Annotated in this window: 18 protein-coding genes and 1 tRNA gene; 9 read left to right on the forward strand and 10 right to left on the reverse strand. The window is 52.1% G+C overall.

Translation table 11 applies throughout. The annotated features are described in order from the left end of the window. Position 1 precedes the first annotated feature (1 nt). From hpnE to tsaE, 4 genes are all read right to left on the reverse strand, one after another. Positions 2-1,291, reverse strand: a complete 1,290-nt coding sequence (gene hpnE / locus H3L98_RS08440) for a hydroxysqualene dehydroxylase HpnE (protein WP_027021632.1) — start codon at positions 1,289-1,291, stop codon at positions 2-4. Then, on the reverse strand, positions 1,288-2,139 hold the full coding sequence (gene hpnD, locus H3L98_RS08445; RefSeq protein ID WP_027021633.1) for a presqualene diphosphate synthase HpnD: 852 nt from the start codon (positions 2,137-2,139) through the stop codon (positions 1,288-1,290). The genes hpnE and hpnD overlap by 4 nt, the downstream gene beginning before the upstream one ends. 86 nt (positions 2,140-2,225) lie before the next feature. Further along, positions 2,226-3,452: an N-acetylmuramoyl-L-alanine amidase gene (locus H3L98_RS08450; RefSeq protein ID WP_027021634.1), complete on the reverse strand. Its 1,227-nt coding sequence runs from the start codon at positions 3,450-3,452 to the stop codon at positions 2,226-2,228. Then, complete coding sequence (gene tsaE, locus H3L98_RS08455) at positions 3,440-3,895, reverse strand: tRNA (adenosine(37)-N6)-threonylcarbamoyltransferase complex ATPase subunit type 1 TsaE (RefSeq protein WP_034333094.1); 456 nt, start codon at positions 3,893-3,895, stop codon at positions 3,440-3,442. Before tsaE ends, H3L98_RS08450 begins: the two co-directional genes overlap by 13 nt. 175 nt (positions 3,896-4,070) lie before the next feature. Here tsaE and H3L98_RS08460 point away from each other — a divergent pair, with 175 nt between their 5' ends. Then, entirely contained in the window at positions 4,071-4,394 is a 324-nt protein-coding gene (locus H3L98_RS08460) for a hypothetical protein (protein WP_051532004.1), read from the forward strand. Positions 4,395-4,471: 77 nt separating this feature from the next. Here the strand turns inward: H3L98_RS08460 and rplT are convergent, their stop codons facing one another. The 5 genes from rplT to H3L98_RS08485 form a co-directional block, all read right to left on the reverse strand. Continuing rightward, on the reverse strand, positions 4,472-4,831 hold the full coding sequence (gene rplT / locus H3L98_RS08465; protein ID WP_027021636.1) for a 50S ribosomal protein L20: 360 nt from the start codon (positions 4,829-4,831) through the stop codon (positions 4,472-4,474). A gap of 13 nt (positions 4,832-4,844) precedes the next feature. Then, positions 4,845-5,042 carry a 50S ribosomal protein L35 gene (gene rpmI, locus H3L98_RS08470; RefSeq protein ID WP_027021637.1) on the reverse strand — a complete coding sequence of 66 codons (198 nt, stop codon included), beginning with the start codon at positions 5,040-5,042 and terminating at the stop codon, positions 4,845-4,847. Between the two features lie 144 nt (positions 5,043-5,186). Further along, positions 5,187-5,708, reverse strand: a complete 522-nt coding sequence (infC, locus tag H3L98_RS08475) for a translation initiation factor IF-3 (protein ID WP_084481843.1) — start codon at positions 5,706-5,708, stop codon at positions 5,187-5,189. A gap of 92 nt (positions 5,709-5,800) precedes the next feature. Then, entirely contained in the window at positions 5,801-7,708 is a 1,908-nt protein-coding gene (gene thrS / locus H3L98_RS08480; protein ID WP_027021639.1) for a threonine--tRNA ligase, read from the reverse strand. Between the two features lie 155 nt (positions 7,709-7,863). Then, positions 7,864-7,940: transfer RNA gene (locus H3L98_RS08485), tRNA-Val, on the reverse strand. 117 nt (positions 7,941-8,057) lie between these two features. Here H3L98_RS08485 and H3L98_RS08490 point away from each other — a divergent pair. From H3L98_RS08490 to folD, 4 genes are all read left to right on the forward strand, one after another. Beyond that, complete coding sequence (locus H3L98_RS08490; RefSeq protein ID WP_246327806.1) at positions 8,058-8,882, forward strand: hypothetical protein; 825 nt, start codon at positions 8,058-8,060, stop codon at positions 8,880-8,882. 41 nt (positions 8,883-8,923) lie between these two features. Further along, entirely contained in the window at positions 8,924-10,039 is a 1,116-nt protein-coding gene (gene tgt, locus H3L98_RS08495) for a tRNA guanosine(34) transglycosylase Tgt (RefSeq protein WP_027021641.1), read from the forward strand. Between the two features lie 144 nt (positions 10,040-10,183). Further along, complete coding sequence (locus H3L98_RS08500; RefSeq protein ID WP_027021642.1) at positions 10,184-11,086, forward strand: recombination-associated protein RdgC; 903 nt, start codon at positions 10,184-10,186, stop codon at positions 11,084-11,086. 70 nt (positions 11,087-11,156) lie between these two features. Further along, the gene (gene folD, locus H3L98_RS08505; protein WP_027021643.1) at positions 11,157-12,008 is read left to right on the forward strand and encodes a bifunctional methylenetetrahydrofolate dehydrogenase/methenyltetrahydrofolate cyclohydrolase FolD; all 852 of its coding nucleotides are present in this window, start codon (positions 11,157-11,159) and stop codon (positions 12,006-12,008) included. Positions 12,009-12,011: 3 nt separating this feature from the next. Here the strand turns inward: folD and rluD are convergent, their stop codons facing one another. Further along, a complete protein-coding gene (gene rluD / locus H3L98_RS08510; RefSeq protein ID WP_034333096.1) occupies positions 12,012-13,067 on the reverse strand; it encodes a 23S rRNA pseudouridine(1911/1915/1917) synthase RluD in 1,056 nt (351 codons plus the stop codon). 101 nt (positions 13,068-13,168) lie between these two features. On the opposite strand from rluD, the gene rfbA reads away from it, so the two are divergent. The 4 genes from rfbA to H3L98_RS08530 all read left to right on the forward strand — a co-directional run bounded on the left by rfbA (position 13,169) and on the right by H3L98_RS08530 (position 17,019). Then, a complete protein-coding gene (rfbA, locus tag H3L98_RS08515; protein ID WP_027021645.1) occupies positions 13,169-14,053 on the forward strand; it encodes a glucose-1-phosphate thymidylyltransferase RfbA in 885 nt (294 codons plus the stop codon). Continuing rightward, a complete protein-coding gene (gene rfbD, locus H3L98_RS08520; RefSeq protein WP_051532005.1) occupies positions 14,050-14,979 on the forward strand; it encodes a dTDP-4-dehydrorhamnose reductase in 930 nt (309 codons plus the stop codon). The genes rfbA and rfbD overlap by 4 nt, the downstream gene beginning before the upstream one ends. A 106-nt stretch (positions 14,980-15,085) precedes the next feature. After that, positions 15,086-15,631: a dTDP-4-dehydrorhamnose 3,5-epimerase gene (gene rfbC / locus H3L98_RS08525; protein WP_027021646.1), complete on the forward strand. Its 546-nt coding sequence runs from the start codon at positions 15,086-15,088 to the stop codon at positions 15,629-15,631. A gap of 122 nt (positions 15,632-15,753) precedes the next feature. Further along, on the forward strand, positions 15,754-17,019 hold the full coding sequence (locus H3L98_RS08530) for an alpha-hydroxy acid oxidase (RefSeq protein WP_034333099.1): 1,266 nt from the start codon (positions 15,754-15,756) through the stop codon (positions 17,017-17,019). Positions 17,020-17,057: the final 38 nt, after the last annotated feature.

Raw genomic sequence — 17,057 nt, forward strand, 5'->3', positions numbered from 1 at the left:
TTCAAATCAAATCTCCCACACATTGTCGCGCCGCTGCCATGCCGCTTTGCACCGCCGCTTCCAAAGTAGCGGGATAACGCGGATGCAGATAATCGCCCGCCACATACAGCTTGTGCGCCCGCCACACCGATACATCGGGCAAGGTTCTACCTGCTTCGCTGGCAACGGTGGCGCGTTTTTCGGTAATCACCTGACAGGCTTCAGGTTCGGGAAGATTCGGGCAAACGCGGCGCAGGTCTTGACAGATAGATTCTTGCCATTGCGCGGGCGTATAGTCGCCGTATTGTTCGGATACGCTTACCACCGCCGCGATTTCATGCGCCCCATTTAGCGGATAACGGTCAATCAGCCAATGCGCCGTTCCATCTGCCAAACCCAACATTGGCGCGGGCAACATCACCCTATCGCGAAAACGCAGATAAACAGTGGCAATAGCATGATATTTCAAGGATTTAAACCACGCTTGCTGTGGCGCAAACCATGCTTCAGGCAATACCCGTGCCACCTGATGCGGCGCAACCGCCACCACCACCGCATCAAAATCCTGCCCGTGAATGTGGTAACGCCCGTTTTCACGCGCCAAACCCCCTACACGCACCGAAGGCACAAAATGTCCGCCATGCGCCGCTAAATCACGCAGCATAGGTGCAACAAACCATTGTCCCAAATCGGTTTTTGGCAAACAAAAATCGCTGCCGTCCCTGCTGTTCCACACCCCGTCTGCCAACACATCCGCCAACACGCGCAGGCTCGCGCTTGCCACAGGCGTATTCAAAGCCGCCAACACCAAAGGTTGCCAAAACTGCGCCAAAAGCGTGGCATCTGCGCCCTGCCCTTGCAGCCACGCGCCCACAGTTTGGTCGGGCGCACTGCTGCGCTGATACGCCTGCAACGCCGCCATCTGCCGCAACAAAGCCGTTTTCTGCCGCCAAGACCAGCCCCGCGCCCGCAATACACCCCACAACAAATGCCACGGCGCAGGCAAAGCCGCTGTTTGCAAACACAAACCGCCGTGCATCTGCCAATCCATTGCCCCGCGCTGCGTATGCGCCGACACATCCGCGCCCGCCTGCTGCAACAGCGCAAATACACTGCGATACGCCCCCAACAGCAAATGTTGTCCGTTGTCTAAAAAAGAAAAACCGTGGCGCGATGCCACCGTCCGCGCCCGTCCGCCCGCTTCGCGCCCTGCTTCAAACAACACCACTTCAGCATGCCGCGCCAACTGCACCGCCGCCGCCAGCCCCGCCCAACCTGCACCCACCACCGCCACTTTATGCCTTTGTTTCATAGGCGGAATCCAAACAGCCAAAATTTCAACGCCAAACGGATTTTACGCGGTTTGGGAATATTGATTTTATATTTCAACACATTCTGTGCGCCGTCCAATTTAATTTCCTGCAATAGCGCGTAATAAATTCCCCCCATCACCAAACCTGCTTTTTGTTTTTTTCGGTCTTGCTCGGGCAGCAGATTCAATGCGTTACGATAGGTTTGTTCAGCACGTTCCACCTGAAACGCCATCAGCTTGGCAAAATCGGGGGTAGGCGTGGCGCTTAAAATCGTTTGTGCAGGGACATTAAATTGCTGTAATTCCGCCATCGGCAGATAAATCCGCCCCATACGTGCATCTTCGCCCACATCGCGGATAATATTGGTCAGCTGCAATGCCAAACCCAAAGTTTGCGCATAATCCAAGGTTTGCGCATCAGAAAAACCCAAAATCCGTGCAATCAAACGTCCCACCACGCCCGCCACGCGATAGCAATAATATTGCAAATCGTTAAAATCGTGATAACGGACATGATGCAAATCCATTTCCATGCCGTTGATAACGTCTTCCAACTCGTCTTTGGGCAGGGAAAACGCTTTGACCACTTCGGCAAGTACCTGATTAACAGGATGTTCGGGCGTGCTTGTGCCGTCAAAGGCTTTATCCAAATCCTGCCGCCACCACGCTAATACCGTTTTGGCAACCTGACCATCACTGCAATCGTCCACCGCATCATCCAATTCGCGGCAAAACGCGTATAACACGGTCAGCGCGTCTTTTTTGGCAGCAGGCAAAAAGAAAAATCCTGCTAAAAAACTGGAACCGCTGGCGCGGGTTTTGCGGCGGCAATAATCAAGCGGACTCATATCAATCCATTGTTTACTTTAAAAAATATCCGCCCTGCTACGGAAAATCCGTGCAGGACGGGACTTTTCAACACCTTACAGCAGCATCAGCGTCGTGCCAACACCGCCGCGCCCAAATATTGGCGTATGCCTTCGGCAATGGCATGGGCGATTTTGCGGCGGAATTCGCTGCTGCTTAACAGGGCTTCATCTTGCGGATTGGACAAAAACGCGGTTTCCACCAGCACGGCGGGGATTTCGGGCGCACGCAACACGCCGAAATTGGCGAAATTGACTTGGTTTTTGGTGCGGTTGTGCTTCGCCAAATGGTTTAACATCAATCGCGCCAAGCGTTTGCTGTCGTTAATGGTTTGCGTTTGCACCATATTCATCAGCACCTGATTGACATCTTTATTGGCGTTGCTGATTTGCACCCCGCCGATGTCGCTGCCCGCTGCATTTTCGCTTTCCGCCAATAAACGCGATGCTTCATCACTGGCACCTTTTTGGTTCAGCACATACACACCGCCGCCGCGTGGTTCGGGATTCGGCACGGAATCGGCATGAATCGACACAAACACATCGGCTTTTGCCCGCCGTGCCAGCATCGGACGTGCCAACACAGGGATAAACGTATCGTTATTGCGCGTTAAAACCACCTGATAACCCATCGATTCCAAACGTTTTTTGGTTTCTTTGGCAATGTGCAGTACCACGTCTTTTTCACGCAAACCGGAACGCCCTGTTGCACCGGGGTCTTTACCGCCGTGTCCGGGGTCTAACATCACCAAAGGACGATGTCCGCGCTTCACGGTTGGCGTATTTTCTGCATAATCTTTAGCTTCTTGATTTTTCTTTCGGTTTTGCCAAAATGTCTGAATCGGGTCGCTACCCGTTTTGGCAGCCGTCCCCGCCACGGGGTACAAATCCACTACCAAACGGTGTTTGACATTGCCTTCAGGCTGCAAACCGAATACTTTGGGCAACACGCGCCGTTTCAAATCAAACACAATGCGCACGGTTTTGCTGTCTTTTTGCGCGGTGCGAATATTGGCGATATACGGGTCGTTGGGCGGAAGTTTGCCAGCCATATTGCTTAAAACAGCGTTTAAATCCGCATCTTCCACATCCACCACCAAGCGGTAGGGATTTTCCAGCATAAAATATTTATAACGGACTTTATCGTCCGATTCCAAGCTGACACGGGTGTAGCCGCTGCCCGAAGCAATGCGTACCGCCAAAAAACGGTTGCCCGCCGCACGGCTGCCCAATGCCATTACCAACAAACCACCTGCCGAAGCACCCAACAACAAACGTCGGCTTAATTTTGCCATAAATCCACACTCCGTTTACCCGTTTCGCTCTGTGCCGACACGGTGCAATTGCGCCCCTGCCCGCACACAGAAAATTCAAAAATCAAATCCGCCGCAGGCACAAAACCCCGCCCCTGCTGCGGCCACTCGATTAAACCAATACTATCGGACACAAACAATTCGCCCAAACCCGCATCGTCCCATTCATCAGGGGACGAAAAACGGTATAAATCAAAATGATGAACGGTTTTATCAGGAAAAGCATAGCTTTCCACCAAAGCATAAGTCGGGCTTTTTACTGCCCCATCATAACCCATGCCACGCAGTAAACCCCGCGCAAAAGTGGTTTTACCCGCGCCCAAATCACCCAACAGATACACCACACAAGGCGCAGTCAAACAATCCGCCCATTCACGGGCAAACTGCACTGCTGCGACTTCATCAGGCAAAAAAACCGTTTCCATTATTTCAAACCAATATGTTATTGTATAACAAGCACCATTTATACGGCTGCTTAATGATATTTTAAATCAAAAATCACGATATATCAAAAAGTTTCCACCACAATTTTGCCATACTGCACCCTATTTTGCTTTATTATATAATGTTTCCCCTATCCACCGATAGCCTTTCCCCAATATGAAACACACAGCTTACTGCTTGGCACTGTGTTTAAGTGCTTGCGCCACCTCTCAACCTCTGCCCTTTAACGAATTATACTTTGATGCCAACGGCGAAGTGGTTGATGCACCCGTAAAAGGCGGCTACATCCGCCGCATTTTACACACCCACGCCCGCGATTATACCGTACAAGATTTTTACGGCATGGGCGGCAACAAACGCACCGACCCCATGCGCCTGCGCCGCGAACAACTGCACCAATGGCACGCACGCCCTGCACACACTGTTATACGCAGCTACGACCGCCACGGCAATCCGTTTATCGCCAACCCCAATAAATAAAAAAACAAACAGGAAACCCTAATGAATTTCCTGTTTGCAGACAACTTTTCAGGCAAAGCCCAAAAGCTGTTTTTATCTTATGCAGCCAAAGCAGCTTTGGCTTTTTCAACCAATTGTGCAAATGCCGCTTTGTCAAATACCGCCAAATCAGCCAATACTTTGCGATCCAGCTCAATGGCAGCACGTTTCAGACCGTTCATAAATTTGCTGTAAGACAAACCGTTCAAACGCGCACCCGCATTGATACGGGCAATCCACAATTGACGGAATTGGCGTTTGCGTTGGCGGCGGTCACGATAAGCGTATTGACCGGCTTTCATTACCGCTTGCTTGGCAACGCGATAGACGTTTTTACGACGACCGCGATAGCCTTTGGCTAAAGCGATGACTTTTTTATGACGGGCACGGGCGGTAACACCGCGTTTTACGCGAGGCATAGTCTAAACTCCTTTAAGCGTAGGGCAACATTTTGGCAATAGAAGCCAAATCACGTTCGTTCACCATGGTGGTGCCGCGCAATTGGCGTTTGGTTTTGGTGGTTTTTTTGGTCAGGATATGACGCTTAAACGCATGAGCGCGTTTTACACCGCCGTTACCCAGTACTTTAAAGCGCTTTTTCGCGCCCGACTTGGTTTTCATTTTAGGCATGGGAAAACTCCATAAATATTGGATAAGGTATAAGGCGATTGCCAAGCAATACTTAAAACCCGATACCACGCTTTTATGCCGCTGTTTCAACATCAAACACATTTGCCCGCAGCAGCGTTATCAGGCAAACACGCCATTATAGGCTTATTTTTTCTTGGGTGCAACCATCATCACCATCTGACGGCCTTCCATTTTCGGAAACTGCTCCACCGTGCCGACTTCAATCAGGTCTTCTTTTACCCGTTCCAGCAATTTTGCACCCAGCTGCTGGTGCGCCATCTCGCGACCACGGAAACGCAGGGTAACTTTTACCTTGTCGCCATCTTCCAAAAAGCGCACGATATTGCGCATTTTGATGTTGTAATCGCCGTCATCCGTTCCGGGGCGGAACTTGATTTCTTTGATTTGCACCTGTTTTTGTTTTTTCTTGGCTTCGTCGCGTTTTTTGGACTGCTCGTATTTAAACTTGCCGTAATCCATCAGCTTGCACACGGGCGGCTTGGCGGTGGGGGAAATTTCCACCAAATCCACGTCCTGTTCGCCCGCCATTGCCAAGGCTTCTTTGACCGATACCACGCCCAGCTGTTCGCCGGTACCACTGATTAAACGCACTTCTTTGGCGGTGATTTCGCCGTTGATTCGTGCTTCGCGTTCTTGTGCGATGATGAATGCTCCTATAAAAGGTTTTAAGATAACAACACGTTGATAAGCGGGAACGTGTCGGGGTCAGTATTTTGTGTTTTCAGACAACCTGAAAATCAAACAAACGATTGTGCCAATTCTTCCTGCAATTTGGCGATAAATTCATCCACGCTCAAACTGCCTAAATCTTCGGCTTTGCGGCGCACCGCCACTTGTCCGTTTTCTTTTTCTTTTTCGCCGACAACAATTTGATAAGGATAGCGGTATTGGCTGTTGTCACGGATTTTGTAGCCGATTTTCTCGTTACGCAAATCCAGTTCCACGCGGAAGCCCGCAGCCTGAAGTTTAGCCGTCACTTCGCGGCAGTAATCCGCTTGTTTTTCGGTAATATTCATCACCACCATTTGTACGGGTGCCAGCCACAAGGGGAACGAACCTGCATATTCTTCAATCAAAATACCGATAAAGCGTTCCAGCGAGCCGAGAATGGCGCGGTGCAGCATCACAGGACGGGCGCGACCGTTGTCTTCGGTTACATATTCGGCGTTCAGGCGTTCGGGCAGCACAAAATCCAGCTGAATCGTGCCGCACTGCCAAGAACGTCCCAAAGCATCTTTAATATGGTATTCCACTTTCGGACCGTAAAACGCGCCTTCACCGGGTAATTCTTCCCATTCAATATTGCACGCGGTCAAAGCATCACGCAAACCCTGTTCCGCTTTGTCCCAAATTTCATCGCTGCCTGCGCGTTTTTCGGGGCGCAAGGACAACTTAACACTAACGTTTTCAAAACCGAATTGGCGGTAAACCTTCATCACCAATTCATTGAAATCACGCGCTTCGGCGGTAATTTGCTCTTCGGTACAGAAAATATGCGCATCGTCCTGCACAAAACCGCGCACACGCATCAAACCGTGCAGCGCACCGCTGGGCTCGTTGCGGTGGCAAGAACCAAATTCTGCCAAACGCATCGGCAAATCGCGGTAGGAACGCAGCCCGTGATTGAAAATCTGCACATGTCCGGGGCAATTCATCGGCTTAACGGCATATTCGCGTTTTTCCGATTGGGTGGTAAACATATTGTCTTTATAGTTTTCCCAATGCCCTGATTTTTCCCAAAAAGCCTTATCCAGAATTTGCGGGGTTTTCACTTCGCGGTAGCCTGCCGCATCCAACTGGCGGCGCATATACTGCTCAATAATCTGCCACAGCGTCCAACCGCGTGGATGCCAAAACACCATACCAGGGGCTTCGTCTTGCAAGTGGAACAAATCCAGTTGTTTGCCTAATTTGCGGTGGTCGCGTTTTTCTGCTTCTTCAATGCGTTGGATATAGGCTTTCAGGTCGTCTTTGCTTGCCCAAGCCGTGCCGTAAATGCGTTGCAGCATTTCATTATTGCTGTCGCCGCGCCAGTATGCGCCCGCTAATTTGGTTAATTTAAAATGCTTGAGAAAACGGGTATTGGGAACGTGCGGACCGCGGCACATATCCACATATTCCTGATGATGATACAAGCCCATCGCTTCTACTTCGGGCATATCGTCAATCAGGCGCAACTTGTATTCTTCGCCACGGCTGCTAAAGGTTTCAATGGTTTGCGCGCGCGGGGTCATCACTTTCACCACATCGTAATCTTGCGCAATCAGCTCTTTCATACGCGCTTCAATGGCGGCAACATCTTCAGGGGTAAACGGTTTATCAGTAGCAATATCGTAATAAAAACCGTCTTCAATCACAGGGCCAATCACCATTTTGGCATCGGGATAAAGCTGCTTGACGGCATGTCCGACCAAGTGGGCGCAAGAGTGGCGGATAATGTCCACGCCTTCGGGGTCTTTGGGGGTAATGATTTGTACGGTGGCATCGCTGTGAATCGGGTCGCAGGCATCCACCAGTACGCCGTTTACTTTGCCCGCCACCGTGGCTTTCGCCAAACCTGTGCCGATAGACGCGGCGATTTGCGCCACGGTAACGGGGGCGGGGTATTGGCGGATTGAGCCGTCGGGCAAAGTAATGTTAATCATAATAAAAACTCCATCAGGATATTGTTATCGTTTGCTTAAAAATAGCTTACATACAAATAAACAACAAAGATTCGCGAAACCTTTGTTGTTTTTTTGGGTGGTTAAACACACATCTGCTAAATGCAGACGGTTTCTTGTAAATTCAATAAACTTTTTGGTAGGCACGATTGGAATCGAACCAACGACCCCCACCATGTCAAGGTGGTGCTCTAACCAACTGAGCTACGTGCCTGTTAAACGTTGCATTATAGGGAAAACAGGCTGGATTTACAAGCACGCGGGCGCAAATTCTGTTTATGGGCAAAACCCGTTATAATCGCGCACGGTTTTTACGGCTTTAAGGTTGATTATGATGATAAAGGGATTTTTGTCTATCGCTTGCCTGCTGTCTGTATCGGCAGTTTACGCACAAACGCCGCAGCAGATTGTGCAAAAATTTTATCCAAAATATTCAAATGAATACCAATGTTATCGTGTAAGCGATAAGCAGTTGGGCGGTGAATACTGCGTACGTCAAATCAAAAGCGAAACCCGCCAAACCGCGCAAGGTAAGCAGATGCATTTGCTGTTTGCGGGCAGTAAATTGGATTTTACCAATGGCGAGGAAAACGGCTCTCATGCGGATTCGGGTTTTGCCGGAGTGTTTGTGTTAAAACAAAAAGCAGAAAATGATTGGCAGTTGGCGGCTGCGCTGCCTGAAAGTTGGGCGGGCGCATTTGGTAACGCACCAGCGGCAAAAGACTGGTCATTTCATCAGTTTGGGCAGGACAAATGGGGCTTTATGACTCGGCACAGCGATGTGCATCAAGGCTATGCCGGCAGCGCGTATGTATTATTTCATTATGACGGCGGTCAAAGCATCGGCAGAAGTTTGATTGCAAGCGCGGCGGACAATAGCGGCGCATTGGGCGATTGCCGCTTAAACCGTCAAGGGAGAAAAGCCAATGCCGCCGAAAGACGCGAATGCTTAAACAGTTTGCACGACTTGTCATCTACCATCAAAATTGCTAAAAGCGGCAAGACCATTAAGGGTTTTTATCCTTTGCAAATAAGCGTATCGGGATTTGACGGGCGCAAACAATACCGTAACCAAACGTTTACCGTGCCTTATCATGCAGGCAAAAAACAATATATCGCACCTAAAAACTACCCTTTAAATAATAAGGAATTTTAAGTTTCAGGCAGCCTGAAAATACACAATCCTTCGGAATACTTATGCTGAAATTTACCCTACACAAAACAGACGGACACGCACGGCGCGGCACCTTGGAACTGAACCACGGCACGGTGGAAACGCCTGTGTTTATGCCCGTTGGCACTTACGGCTCGGTGAAAGCCATGACCCCGCAAAACCTACACGACATCAAGGCGCAAATTATTCTCGGCAACACCTATCATTTGTGGCTGCGCCCCGGTTTGGACGTGATTGAACGCTTTGGCGGACTGCACCAGTTTATCGGCTGGGACAAACCGATTTTGACCGATTCGGGCGGTTTTCAAGTGTTTTCGCTGGCAGAAATGCGTAAGCTCACCGAAGAAGGCTGTACCTTTAAAAGCCCGATTAACGGCGACAAGCTGTTTCTCTCGCCCGAAATTTCCATGAAAATCCAAACGGTTTTAAATTCCGATATTGTGATGCAGTTGGACGAATGCACCCCTGGTGAAGCCACACACCAGCAGGCGCGGCAGTCGCTGCAAATGAGTTTGCGTTGGGCGGAACGTTCCAAAACCGCGTTTGAAGATTTGCGTAACCCCAATGCCTTGTTTGGGATTGTGCAAGGCGCGATGTATGAAGATTTGCGCGAAGAATCGCTGCGCGGTTTGGAAGAATTGGATTTTCCCGGACTGGCAATCGGCGGTTTGTCGGTGGGCGAACCCAAGCCCGAAATGTACCGCATGTTACGCGCGGTCGGACCGATGCTGCCTGCACACAAACCGCATTACCTGATGGGCGTGGGTACGCCCGAAGATTTGGTGTACGGCGTGGCGCACGGCGTGGATATGTTTGACTGCGTGATGCCCACCCGCAACGCCCGCAACGGCTGGTTGTTTACCCGTTTTGGCGACATCAAAATCAAAAACGCCAAACACAAACACGACACCCGTCCTTTGGACGAAAGCTGTTCCTGCTATGCCTGCCAAAACTTTAGCCGTGCTTATCTTTACCACTTGCACCGCGCTGGCGAGATTTTGGGCGCACAATTAAACACTATTCACAATCTGCATTTTTATCAGGTGATTATGGCGGAAATGCGCGAAGCCATTGAGCAAGGTAAGTTTACTGATTGGCAAGCGCAGTTCCACGAAAACCGCGCCAAAGGAACGGATTAAACTTTACCATATCCCCTCCCCCCACTACTGGGGGAGGGTTAGGGTGGGGGAAACCACAAAATCTATTTCTCCACCCCAGCCCCCCCGTAAACAGGGGGGAAGTCAGCTCAAGAACATTTCAACATCAACCGAAAGCAACAATCCATGTGGTTTAAACAAATCAGCTTTTACCCCGTCAGCCCCGACACCTTGCCCAATCTGGACACATTGGCAGACAAATTAAACGCCGCCGCGTTCCGCCCTGTACAAGGGCTGGATTGGTTTAGTGAAGGCTTTGCGCCGCCGCAGCCGTTTTCGCCCGAAAACGTGTTTGCAGCGGATTTTACTTGGGGCGTTGCCCTGAAAAAATCGGAAAAAGTGTTACCCGCAGGCGTGATTCGCGATATTTTGGACGAAAAAGTTAGCGAGATTCAAAACACCGAAGGGCGCACGGTTGGGCGCAAGGAAAAACAGCAGCTTAAAGAACAAATTACCGATGATTTACTGCCCCGCGCCTTTACCCGCAGCAGCCGCGTTCACGCCGTTTGCGACACCCGCCACGGTTTTTTGTTTGTTAACAATGCTTCTGCCAACCGCGCTGAAAACCTGCTTACCAAGCTGCGTGAAGCCTTGGGCGGTTTGGAAGTGCGTTTGCCGAACACACAGCTTTCGCCCGCTGCGCTGATGACCGATTGGCTGCTGCAAGGCGCAGCGGCAGGCGGTTTTGAACTGGACCGCGATTGCGAATTGCGCGGACAGGGCGAAGCAGCGGCGGTGGTCAAAGTTGCCAAACAGGATTTGACCGCAGACGAAGTGATACAGCACGTTAAAAACGGCAAAAGCGTGACCCAACTGGGTTTGGTGTGGCGCGACCAAATTGCCTTTATTTTAACGGCAGATTTTACCTTGAAACGGGTGCAATACCTTGATGTACTTCAGGAAGAGGCGCAACAACACGGCGACGATGCGCCCGCTTTGGCGTTTGCTTCGCAAATTTTGATGGCGCAAAGCCTGTCGGAAATGCTGTTGGAACTGGTGGGGCATTTGGGCGGTTGGCAAACGCGCTGAATCCGCCACAGTGGCAGCTATTTGGCGTAAAATGCGCCCTTTTTGCCCCGTTTGACGAGAACACAAAACCATGTCTGCACAAATTATTGATGGAAAAGCCGTTTCACAACAATGTTTGAAAGCTGTTGCCGATGCCGTTGCCCAACGCCGCGCCCAAGGCTTGCGCGTCCCCGGTTTGGCGGTGGTGCTGGTGGGCGACGATCCTGCCAGCGCCGTTTATGTCCGCAATAAAAACCACGCCTGCCAACAAGCGGGTTTGGAATCGTTTTCCTACGAACTGCCTACCAACACCAGCGAAGCCGATTTGTTGGCACTGATTGATGAACTAAACGACAATCCTGCCGTGGACGGTATTTTGGTGCAACTGCCGCTGCCGCCGCAAATCAACAGCCAAAACATTTTGGAACGCATCCGCGCCGATAAAGACGTGGACGGTTTCCACCCCTATAATGTGGGACGGCTGGCGGTACGCAAACCGCTGCTGCGCCCCTGCACGCCCAAAGGCATTATGACCCTGCTTCGCGCTTACGACATCAATCCCAAAGGGCAAAAAGTAGTGATTGTGGGCGCATCCAATATTGTCGGACGACCTTTGGCATTGGAAATGATGCTGGCAGGCGCAACGGTAACGGTGTGCCACCGTTTTACGCAAAATCTGGCGCAGGAAGTGGCGGCGGCGGATATTTTGGTGGCCGCCGTGGGCAAACCCCATCTGATTCGCGGCGACTGGATTCGTGAAGGCGCAGTGGTGATTGACGTGGGCATCAACCGTTTGCCTGACGGCAGCTTGTGCGGCGATGTGGAATTTGAAGTTGCCAAACAACGCGCCGCCATGATTACCCCCGTTCCGGGGGGGGTTGGTCCGATGACGATTGCAGGTTTGCTGGAAAACACTTTGGAAGCAGCGCAAACCCGCGATTAAGGATTAAGGACGGGCGTACACCACTTCCACATCGTAATCGTCTTCGTTCCAATCGTCGTCCTCATCCACAGGCGCAGCACCAAACGGCGAATCCATGCCGCACTCGTGGCGCAGCACCGACAGCAGATAGTACATATCCGCAGGCAAAGGCGCTTCAAACGCCACTTCTTCGCCCGTATTCGGATGGATAAAACGCAAACGGTAGGCGTGTAATGCCTGACGTGCCAAACCTTTTACCGCTTCTTTCACAGCGGGGGAAGCGGGGTGGCGCGGATTACCGTAAACGGGATCGCCCGCCAAAGGGTGTTTGGCTTCGCGCATATGCACGCGGATTTGGTGGGTACGTCCTGTTTCCAAAGCACATTCAATATAGCTGTGGGCGCGGTAGCGTTCCAATACTTTCACATGCGTGAGCGCGTCTTTGCCGCCAAATTTGACTACTGCCATTTTGGTGCGGTTGTGCGGGTCGCGCCCGATTTGGGTTTCAATTTTGCCGTCAAACGGCACAATCCCGTCTGCCACAGCGCGGTAAATGCGTTTGACACTACGCGCTTGCAGTTGTTTGACCAAATGGTTTTGCGCGGGCAGGGTTTTCGCCACCACCATCAAACCGCTGGTGTCTTTGTCCAAACGATGCACAATGCCTGCACGCGGTACGTTTGCCAAGGCAGGACAATGCGCCAACAAACCGTTTAACAGCGTACCCGACCAATTACCCGCAGCAGGATGCACCACCAAACCCGCAGGTTTGTCCAACACCAGCACGGCATCGTCTTCGTAAACAATGTTCAAATCCATGGCTTCGGGGGCAAAAGCCTGTTCGGCTGGGTCGTTTGGTACGGTTACGGTAATGGTCTCGCCGCCGATGAGTTTGTGTTTGGGCGCGGCGGGGGCTTGGTTGAGCATCACAGCACCGTCTTTAATCCAAGTGCTGATGCGGCTGCGCGAGTAGTCGGGCAATAATTTGGCAAGTGCGGCGTCCAAACGCTGTCCCGCCAAAGCCACAGGCACGTCCAACACCAGCACGTTTTCTTCCATGTCGTCAAAATCGTTTATCATTACAAAATCTTAATTGATACCACAAAGGGCGCATCATACGGCAAAACGGCGCAAAAAGAAACGGCGCGGCGTTGCCGATTGCCAACCGAAAAGGAATGTTGATGAAAGGTATTTTACTGGCGGGCGGAACGGGTTCGCGGCTGTTTCCCACCACCTTCGGGGTGTCTAAACACTTATTGCCTGTCTATGATAAACCGATGATTTATTATCCTTTGTCGGTGCTGATGCTGGCGGGTATCCGCGAGATTCTGCTGATTAGCACGGCGCAAGATGTGGGGGTATTTAGGCGTTTGTTGGGAACGGGGGCGGATTTTGGCATTCAATTATCGTATGCGGTGCAGCAGCGTCCTGACGGTTTGGCGCAGGCATTGACCATAGGCGAGACGTTTTGTGCGGGGGAAGCGGTGTGTTTGGTGTTGGGCGACAATGTGTTTTACGGGGCGGGATTCGGCGGGGCATTACAAGCAGCGGCGGCGAACACGCACGGGGCAACGGTGTTTGCCAAGCAAGTGCCAGACCCACAGCGTTTTGGTGTGGTGTCGTTTGACGAAACGGGGCAGGCGCGGGATTTGCAGGAAAAACCTGTCCAGCCTGTGTCGGATTGGGCGGTGGCGGGGCTGTATTTTTACGATGGCGGCGTTGCCGACAAAGTGCGTTCGTTGCGCCCGTCAGCACGCGGCGAATTGGAAATTACCGATTTAAACCGCTTGTATTTGCAGGAAGGTTTGTTGCGGGTACAAACTTTGGGGCGCGGTTTTGTGTGGTTGGATGCGGGTACGCCCGAAAGTCTGCATCAGGCATCGGCGTTTGTGCGGACGGTGCAGCAGGCGCAGCAAAATTATATTGCCTGTTTGGAAGAAATCGCGTGGCGCAAGGGTTGGCTGTCCACAGACGGACTTGCCGCCGCTGCCCGCCGTCACGCACAAACGGCTTATGGTGATTATTTGGCGCAACTGTGCCGTTCTGCCACATCGCTAACATCATGATTTATCCTGCTGTTCCCACCGTGTGGCTCACGGGCGCAAACGGGCAAATCGGACGACACATCGCGCGTTTGCTTGCCCCGCACGTCCGCCTGATTGCCACCACCCGCCACGACACCGACATCGCCAACCGCGCCGCCGTGTGGCGCACCGCCGCTGCCGTCAGCCCGCACATCATCATCAACGCCGCCGCGTTTACCCGTGTCGATGAAGCCGAACACCAGCCCGAAGCCGCCTTTGCCGCCAACGCCCAAGGCGCAGCCCATCTCGCCCAAGCCGCACACGCCCTTGGTGCCGTGCTGATACACCTTTCTACCGATTATGTTTTTGACGGCAACCAAAACCGTCCCTACCGCGAATACGACCCACCCGCCCCGCTCAACCGCTACGGCAGCAGCAAGCTGGCAGGCGAACAACTGATTGCCCGTTACTGTCCACACCACCTGATTATCCGTACCGCATGGGTGTTTGACCACCACAGCGGCTTTGTCCATGCCATACTCACACAAGCCCGACAACATCAACATTTAAACGTAATCGCCGACCGCTTCGGCTCGCCCACCTACGCAGGCGACGTTGCCGCCGCTGTCTGCCGTATCGCACAACGCTCCCTTTCCGCCCCCGAATCGCTGCCCTACGGCGTGTACCACTACGCAGGCGCAACACATACTTCTTGGTTTGGTTTGGCGCAAAGCCTGTGCCAAGCTGCCTTGCGCCAACGCCTGCTAACCCGTTTGCCCCAAATTCACCCCATCGCCGCCGCCGACTATCCCAGCCCCGCCCCGCGCCCCGTCCAATCGCGCCTAAATAGCGACAAAATCACCCGCACCTTCGGCATTCCCCCCTGCGACTGGCAACACGCCCTCGCCCGCTGCTTGGCAAATTCCACCGACACCCCATCATGTTTCAACACACAGGACAACACATAAAGCGCAGCCCTATGTATTATCCTGATTCGGACAGGATTACCCTGCCCGAACAAACGCTTATTTTACCGCCATAAACAGCAGGTTTTCAAACCGAAAAGGAAACTTGATGAACATTATCCCCACCCCCCTGCCCGACCTGCTGCTGCTTGAACCCCAGATTCACCGCGACAGCCGTGGCAGCTTTAGCGAAACCTACCGCCAAGCATGGTTTGAACAGCACATCGCCCCCGTGCAGTTTGTGCAAGACAACCTATCACATTCCCAACGCGGCGTATTGCGCGGACTGCATTACCAGCTTCCCCACCCGCAGGGCAAACTCGTCAGCGCCGTTTACGGGCGTTTGTTTGATGTGGCTGTGGATTTGCGCCGCCACTCGCCCACTTTCGGGCAATGGTACGGTACGATACTTTCCGCACAAAACCGCCGTATGCTGTGGATTCCAGAAGGTTTCGCCCACGGCTTTTACGCCCTCACCCGCCAAGTTATCTGCCACTACCGCTGTACCGATTACTACCACCCCCCATCCCAACACGCCCTCTTGTGGAACGACCCCGACATCGGCATCCGTTGGCCTTTTGCACACACCACGCCACGTCTTTCCCCCCAAGATGCCGCTGCCCTGCCCCTGCACCGTCTGCCCTGTTTCCCCTAGCGGCAAAAACATTGGAAAACCGCATGGCGCGGGTTATAATGCTAAAATTTGCGCCAACCGCAAGCCCAACAGCCCAAAACTTCTTCCCAAAGCAAGAAGTTTCCTACCGAAAAGGAATTGTGATGAAATCCGATTTAAGCAAAATGACCTGTATCGAAGATTTGCGCCGCGTTGCCAAGCGCAAAGTGCCGAAAATGTTTTACGACTATGTCGATTCAGGCTCTTGGACACAAAGCACCTACCATCAAAACACCACCGATTTCGCCCCCATCAAGCTGCGCCAAAAAGTGCTGACCAATATGGAAGGTCGCTCTTTAGCCACGCAAATGATTGGGCATGATGTGAAAATGCCCTTGGCGATTGCCCCCACAGGTTTTACAGGCATGATGTGCGCCGACGGCGAAATCCTTGCTGCCCGCGCCGCCGAAAAATTCGGCGTACCGTTCACCCTGTCCACCATGTCCATCTGCTCGATTGAAGACGTGGCACAAAACACCACATCGCCGTTTTGGTTTCAGCTGTATGTGATGCGCGACCGCGCCTTTATGGAAAATCTGATTCGCCGCGCCCAAGCCGCCAAATGTTCCGCCTTGGTGCTGACTGCCGATTTGCAGGTTTTGGGACAACGCCACAAAGACATCAAAAACGGCTTGTCTGCCCCGCCCAAACCCACCATTCCCAACCTGCTCAATCTGGCATTGAAACCCGAATGGTGCTTGAAAATGCTTAACACCGAACGCCACACTTTCCGCAATATTGTCGGACACGCGCAAAACGTAGGCGATTTGTCTTCCCTGTCTTCTTGGACGGCAGAGCAGTTTGACCCCAGCTTGAGTTGGGACGATGTGGCACGCATTAAAGATTTGTGGGGTGGCAAACTGATTATCAAAGGCATTATGGACCCCGAAGATGCCGAAATGGCAGTCAAACATGGTGCCGATGCGATTGTGGTTTCCAACCACGGCGGTCGTCAGTTAGACGGCGCATTGTCGTCCATTCTTGCCCTGCCCGATATTGTCAGCGCGGTAAACGGACAAACCGAAATTTGGTTGGACAGCGGCATCCGCAGCGGTCAGGATATTTTGAAAGCATGGGCTTTGGGTGCGCGTGGCGTGATGATTGGTCGCGCGTTCCTGTACGGTTTGGGCGCATATGGGCAAGAAGGCGTTACCCGTGCTTTGGAAATCCTGTATAAAGAAATGGATGTAACCATGGCGTTTACAGGACACCGCGATATTCAAAACGTGGGACGCGAAATCCTGATTAAAGGCACTTATCCCATTTCCGAATACGAGCGCACCGAAAGCGAATTGCAAAAACGCCGCCGCATTTATGACGAACTGTACGGCTGGCCCCGTGCTTCGCTGCGTTTTGGCACTATGTGGTAAATCACTAAAAATAAAAACCTTGTTTCTCAAATAGAAAC

Origin of the sequence: Conchiformibius steedae (assembly GCF_014054725.1) — a bacterium.
In the GTDB taxonomy this organism is placed as follows: Bacteria; Pseudomonadota; Gammaproteobacteria; order Burkholderiales; family Neisseriaceae; genus Conchiformibius; species Conchiformibius steedae.

What these genes read in the sequence shown, in the direction of transcription:
- hpnD (WP_027021633.1), bottom strand. Translation starts at nt 2,139, where the DNA reads ATGAGTCCGCTTGATTATTGCCGCCGCAAAACCCGCGCCAGCGGTTCC.
- tsaE (WP_034333094.1), bottom strand. Translation starts at nt 3,895, where the DNA reads ATGGAAACGGTTTTTTTGCCTGATGAAGTCGCAGCAGTGCAGTTTGCC.
- folD (WP_027021643.1), top strand. Translation starts at nt 11,157, where the DNA reads ATGTCTGCACAAATTATTGATGGAAAAGCCGTTTCACAACAATGTTTG.
- rpmI (WP_027021637.1), bottom strand. Translation starts at nt 5,042, where the DNA reads ATGCCTAAAATGAAAACCAAGTCGGGCGCGAAAAAGCGCTTTAAAGTA.
- rfbC (WP_027021646.1), top strand. Translation starts at nt 15,086, where the DNA reads ATGAACATTATCCCCACCCCCCTGCCCGACCTGCTGCTGCTTGAACCC.
- rfbD (WP_051532005.1), top strand. Translation starts at nt 14,050, where the DNA reads ATGATTTATCCTGCTGTTCCCACCGTGTGGCTCACGGGCGCAAACGGG.
- H3L98_RS08530 (WP_034333099.1), top strand. Translation starts at nt 15,754, where the DNA reads ATGAAATCCGATTTAAGCAAAATGACCTGTATCGAAGATTTGCGCCGC.
- tgt (WP_027021641.1), top strand. Translation starts at nt 8,924, where the DNA reads ATGCTGAAATTTACCCTACACAAAACAGACGGACACGCACGGCGCGGC.
- rfbA (WP_027021645.1), top strand. Translation starts at nt 13,169, where the DNA reads ATGAAAGGTATTTTACTGGCGGGCGGAACGGGTTCGCGGCTGTTTCCC.
- hpnE (WP_027021632.1), bottom strand. Translation starts at nt 1,291, where the DNA reads ATGAAACAAAGGCATAAAGTGGCGGTGGTGGGTGCAGGTTGGGCGGGG.
- H3L98_RS08490 (WP_246327806.1), top strand. Translation starts at nt 8,058, where the DNA reads ATGATGATAAAGGGATTTTTGTCTATCGCTTGCCTGCTGTCTGTATCG.
- H3L98_RS08500 (WP_027021642.1), top strand. Translation starts at nt 10,184, where the DNA reads ATGTGGTTTAAACAAATCAGCTTTTACCCCGTCAGCCCCGACACCTTG.
- thrS (WP_027021639.1), bottom strand. Translation starts at nt 7,708, where the DNA reads ATGATTAACATTACTTTGCCCGACGGCTCAATCCGCCAATACCCCGCC.
- rluD (WP_034333096.1), bottom strand. Translation starts at nt 13,067, where the DNA reads ATGATAAACGATTTTGACGACATGGAAGAAAACGTGCTGGTGTTGGAC.
- H3L98_RS08460 (WP_051532004.1), top strand. Translation starts at nt 4,071, where the DNA reads ATGAAACACACAGCTTACTGCTTGGCACTGTGTTTAAGTGCTTGCGCC.
- H3L98_RS08450 (WP_027021634.1), bottom strand. Translation starts at nt 3,452, where the DNA reads ATGGCAAAATTAAGCCGACGTTTGTTGTTGGGTGCTTCGGCAGGTGGT.
- rplT (WP_027021636.1), bottom strand. Translation starts at nt 4,831, where the DNA reads ATGCCTCGCGTAAAACGCGGTGTTACCGCCCGTGCCCGTCATAAAAAA.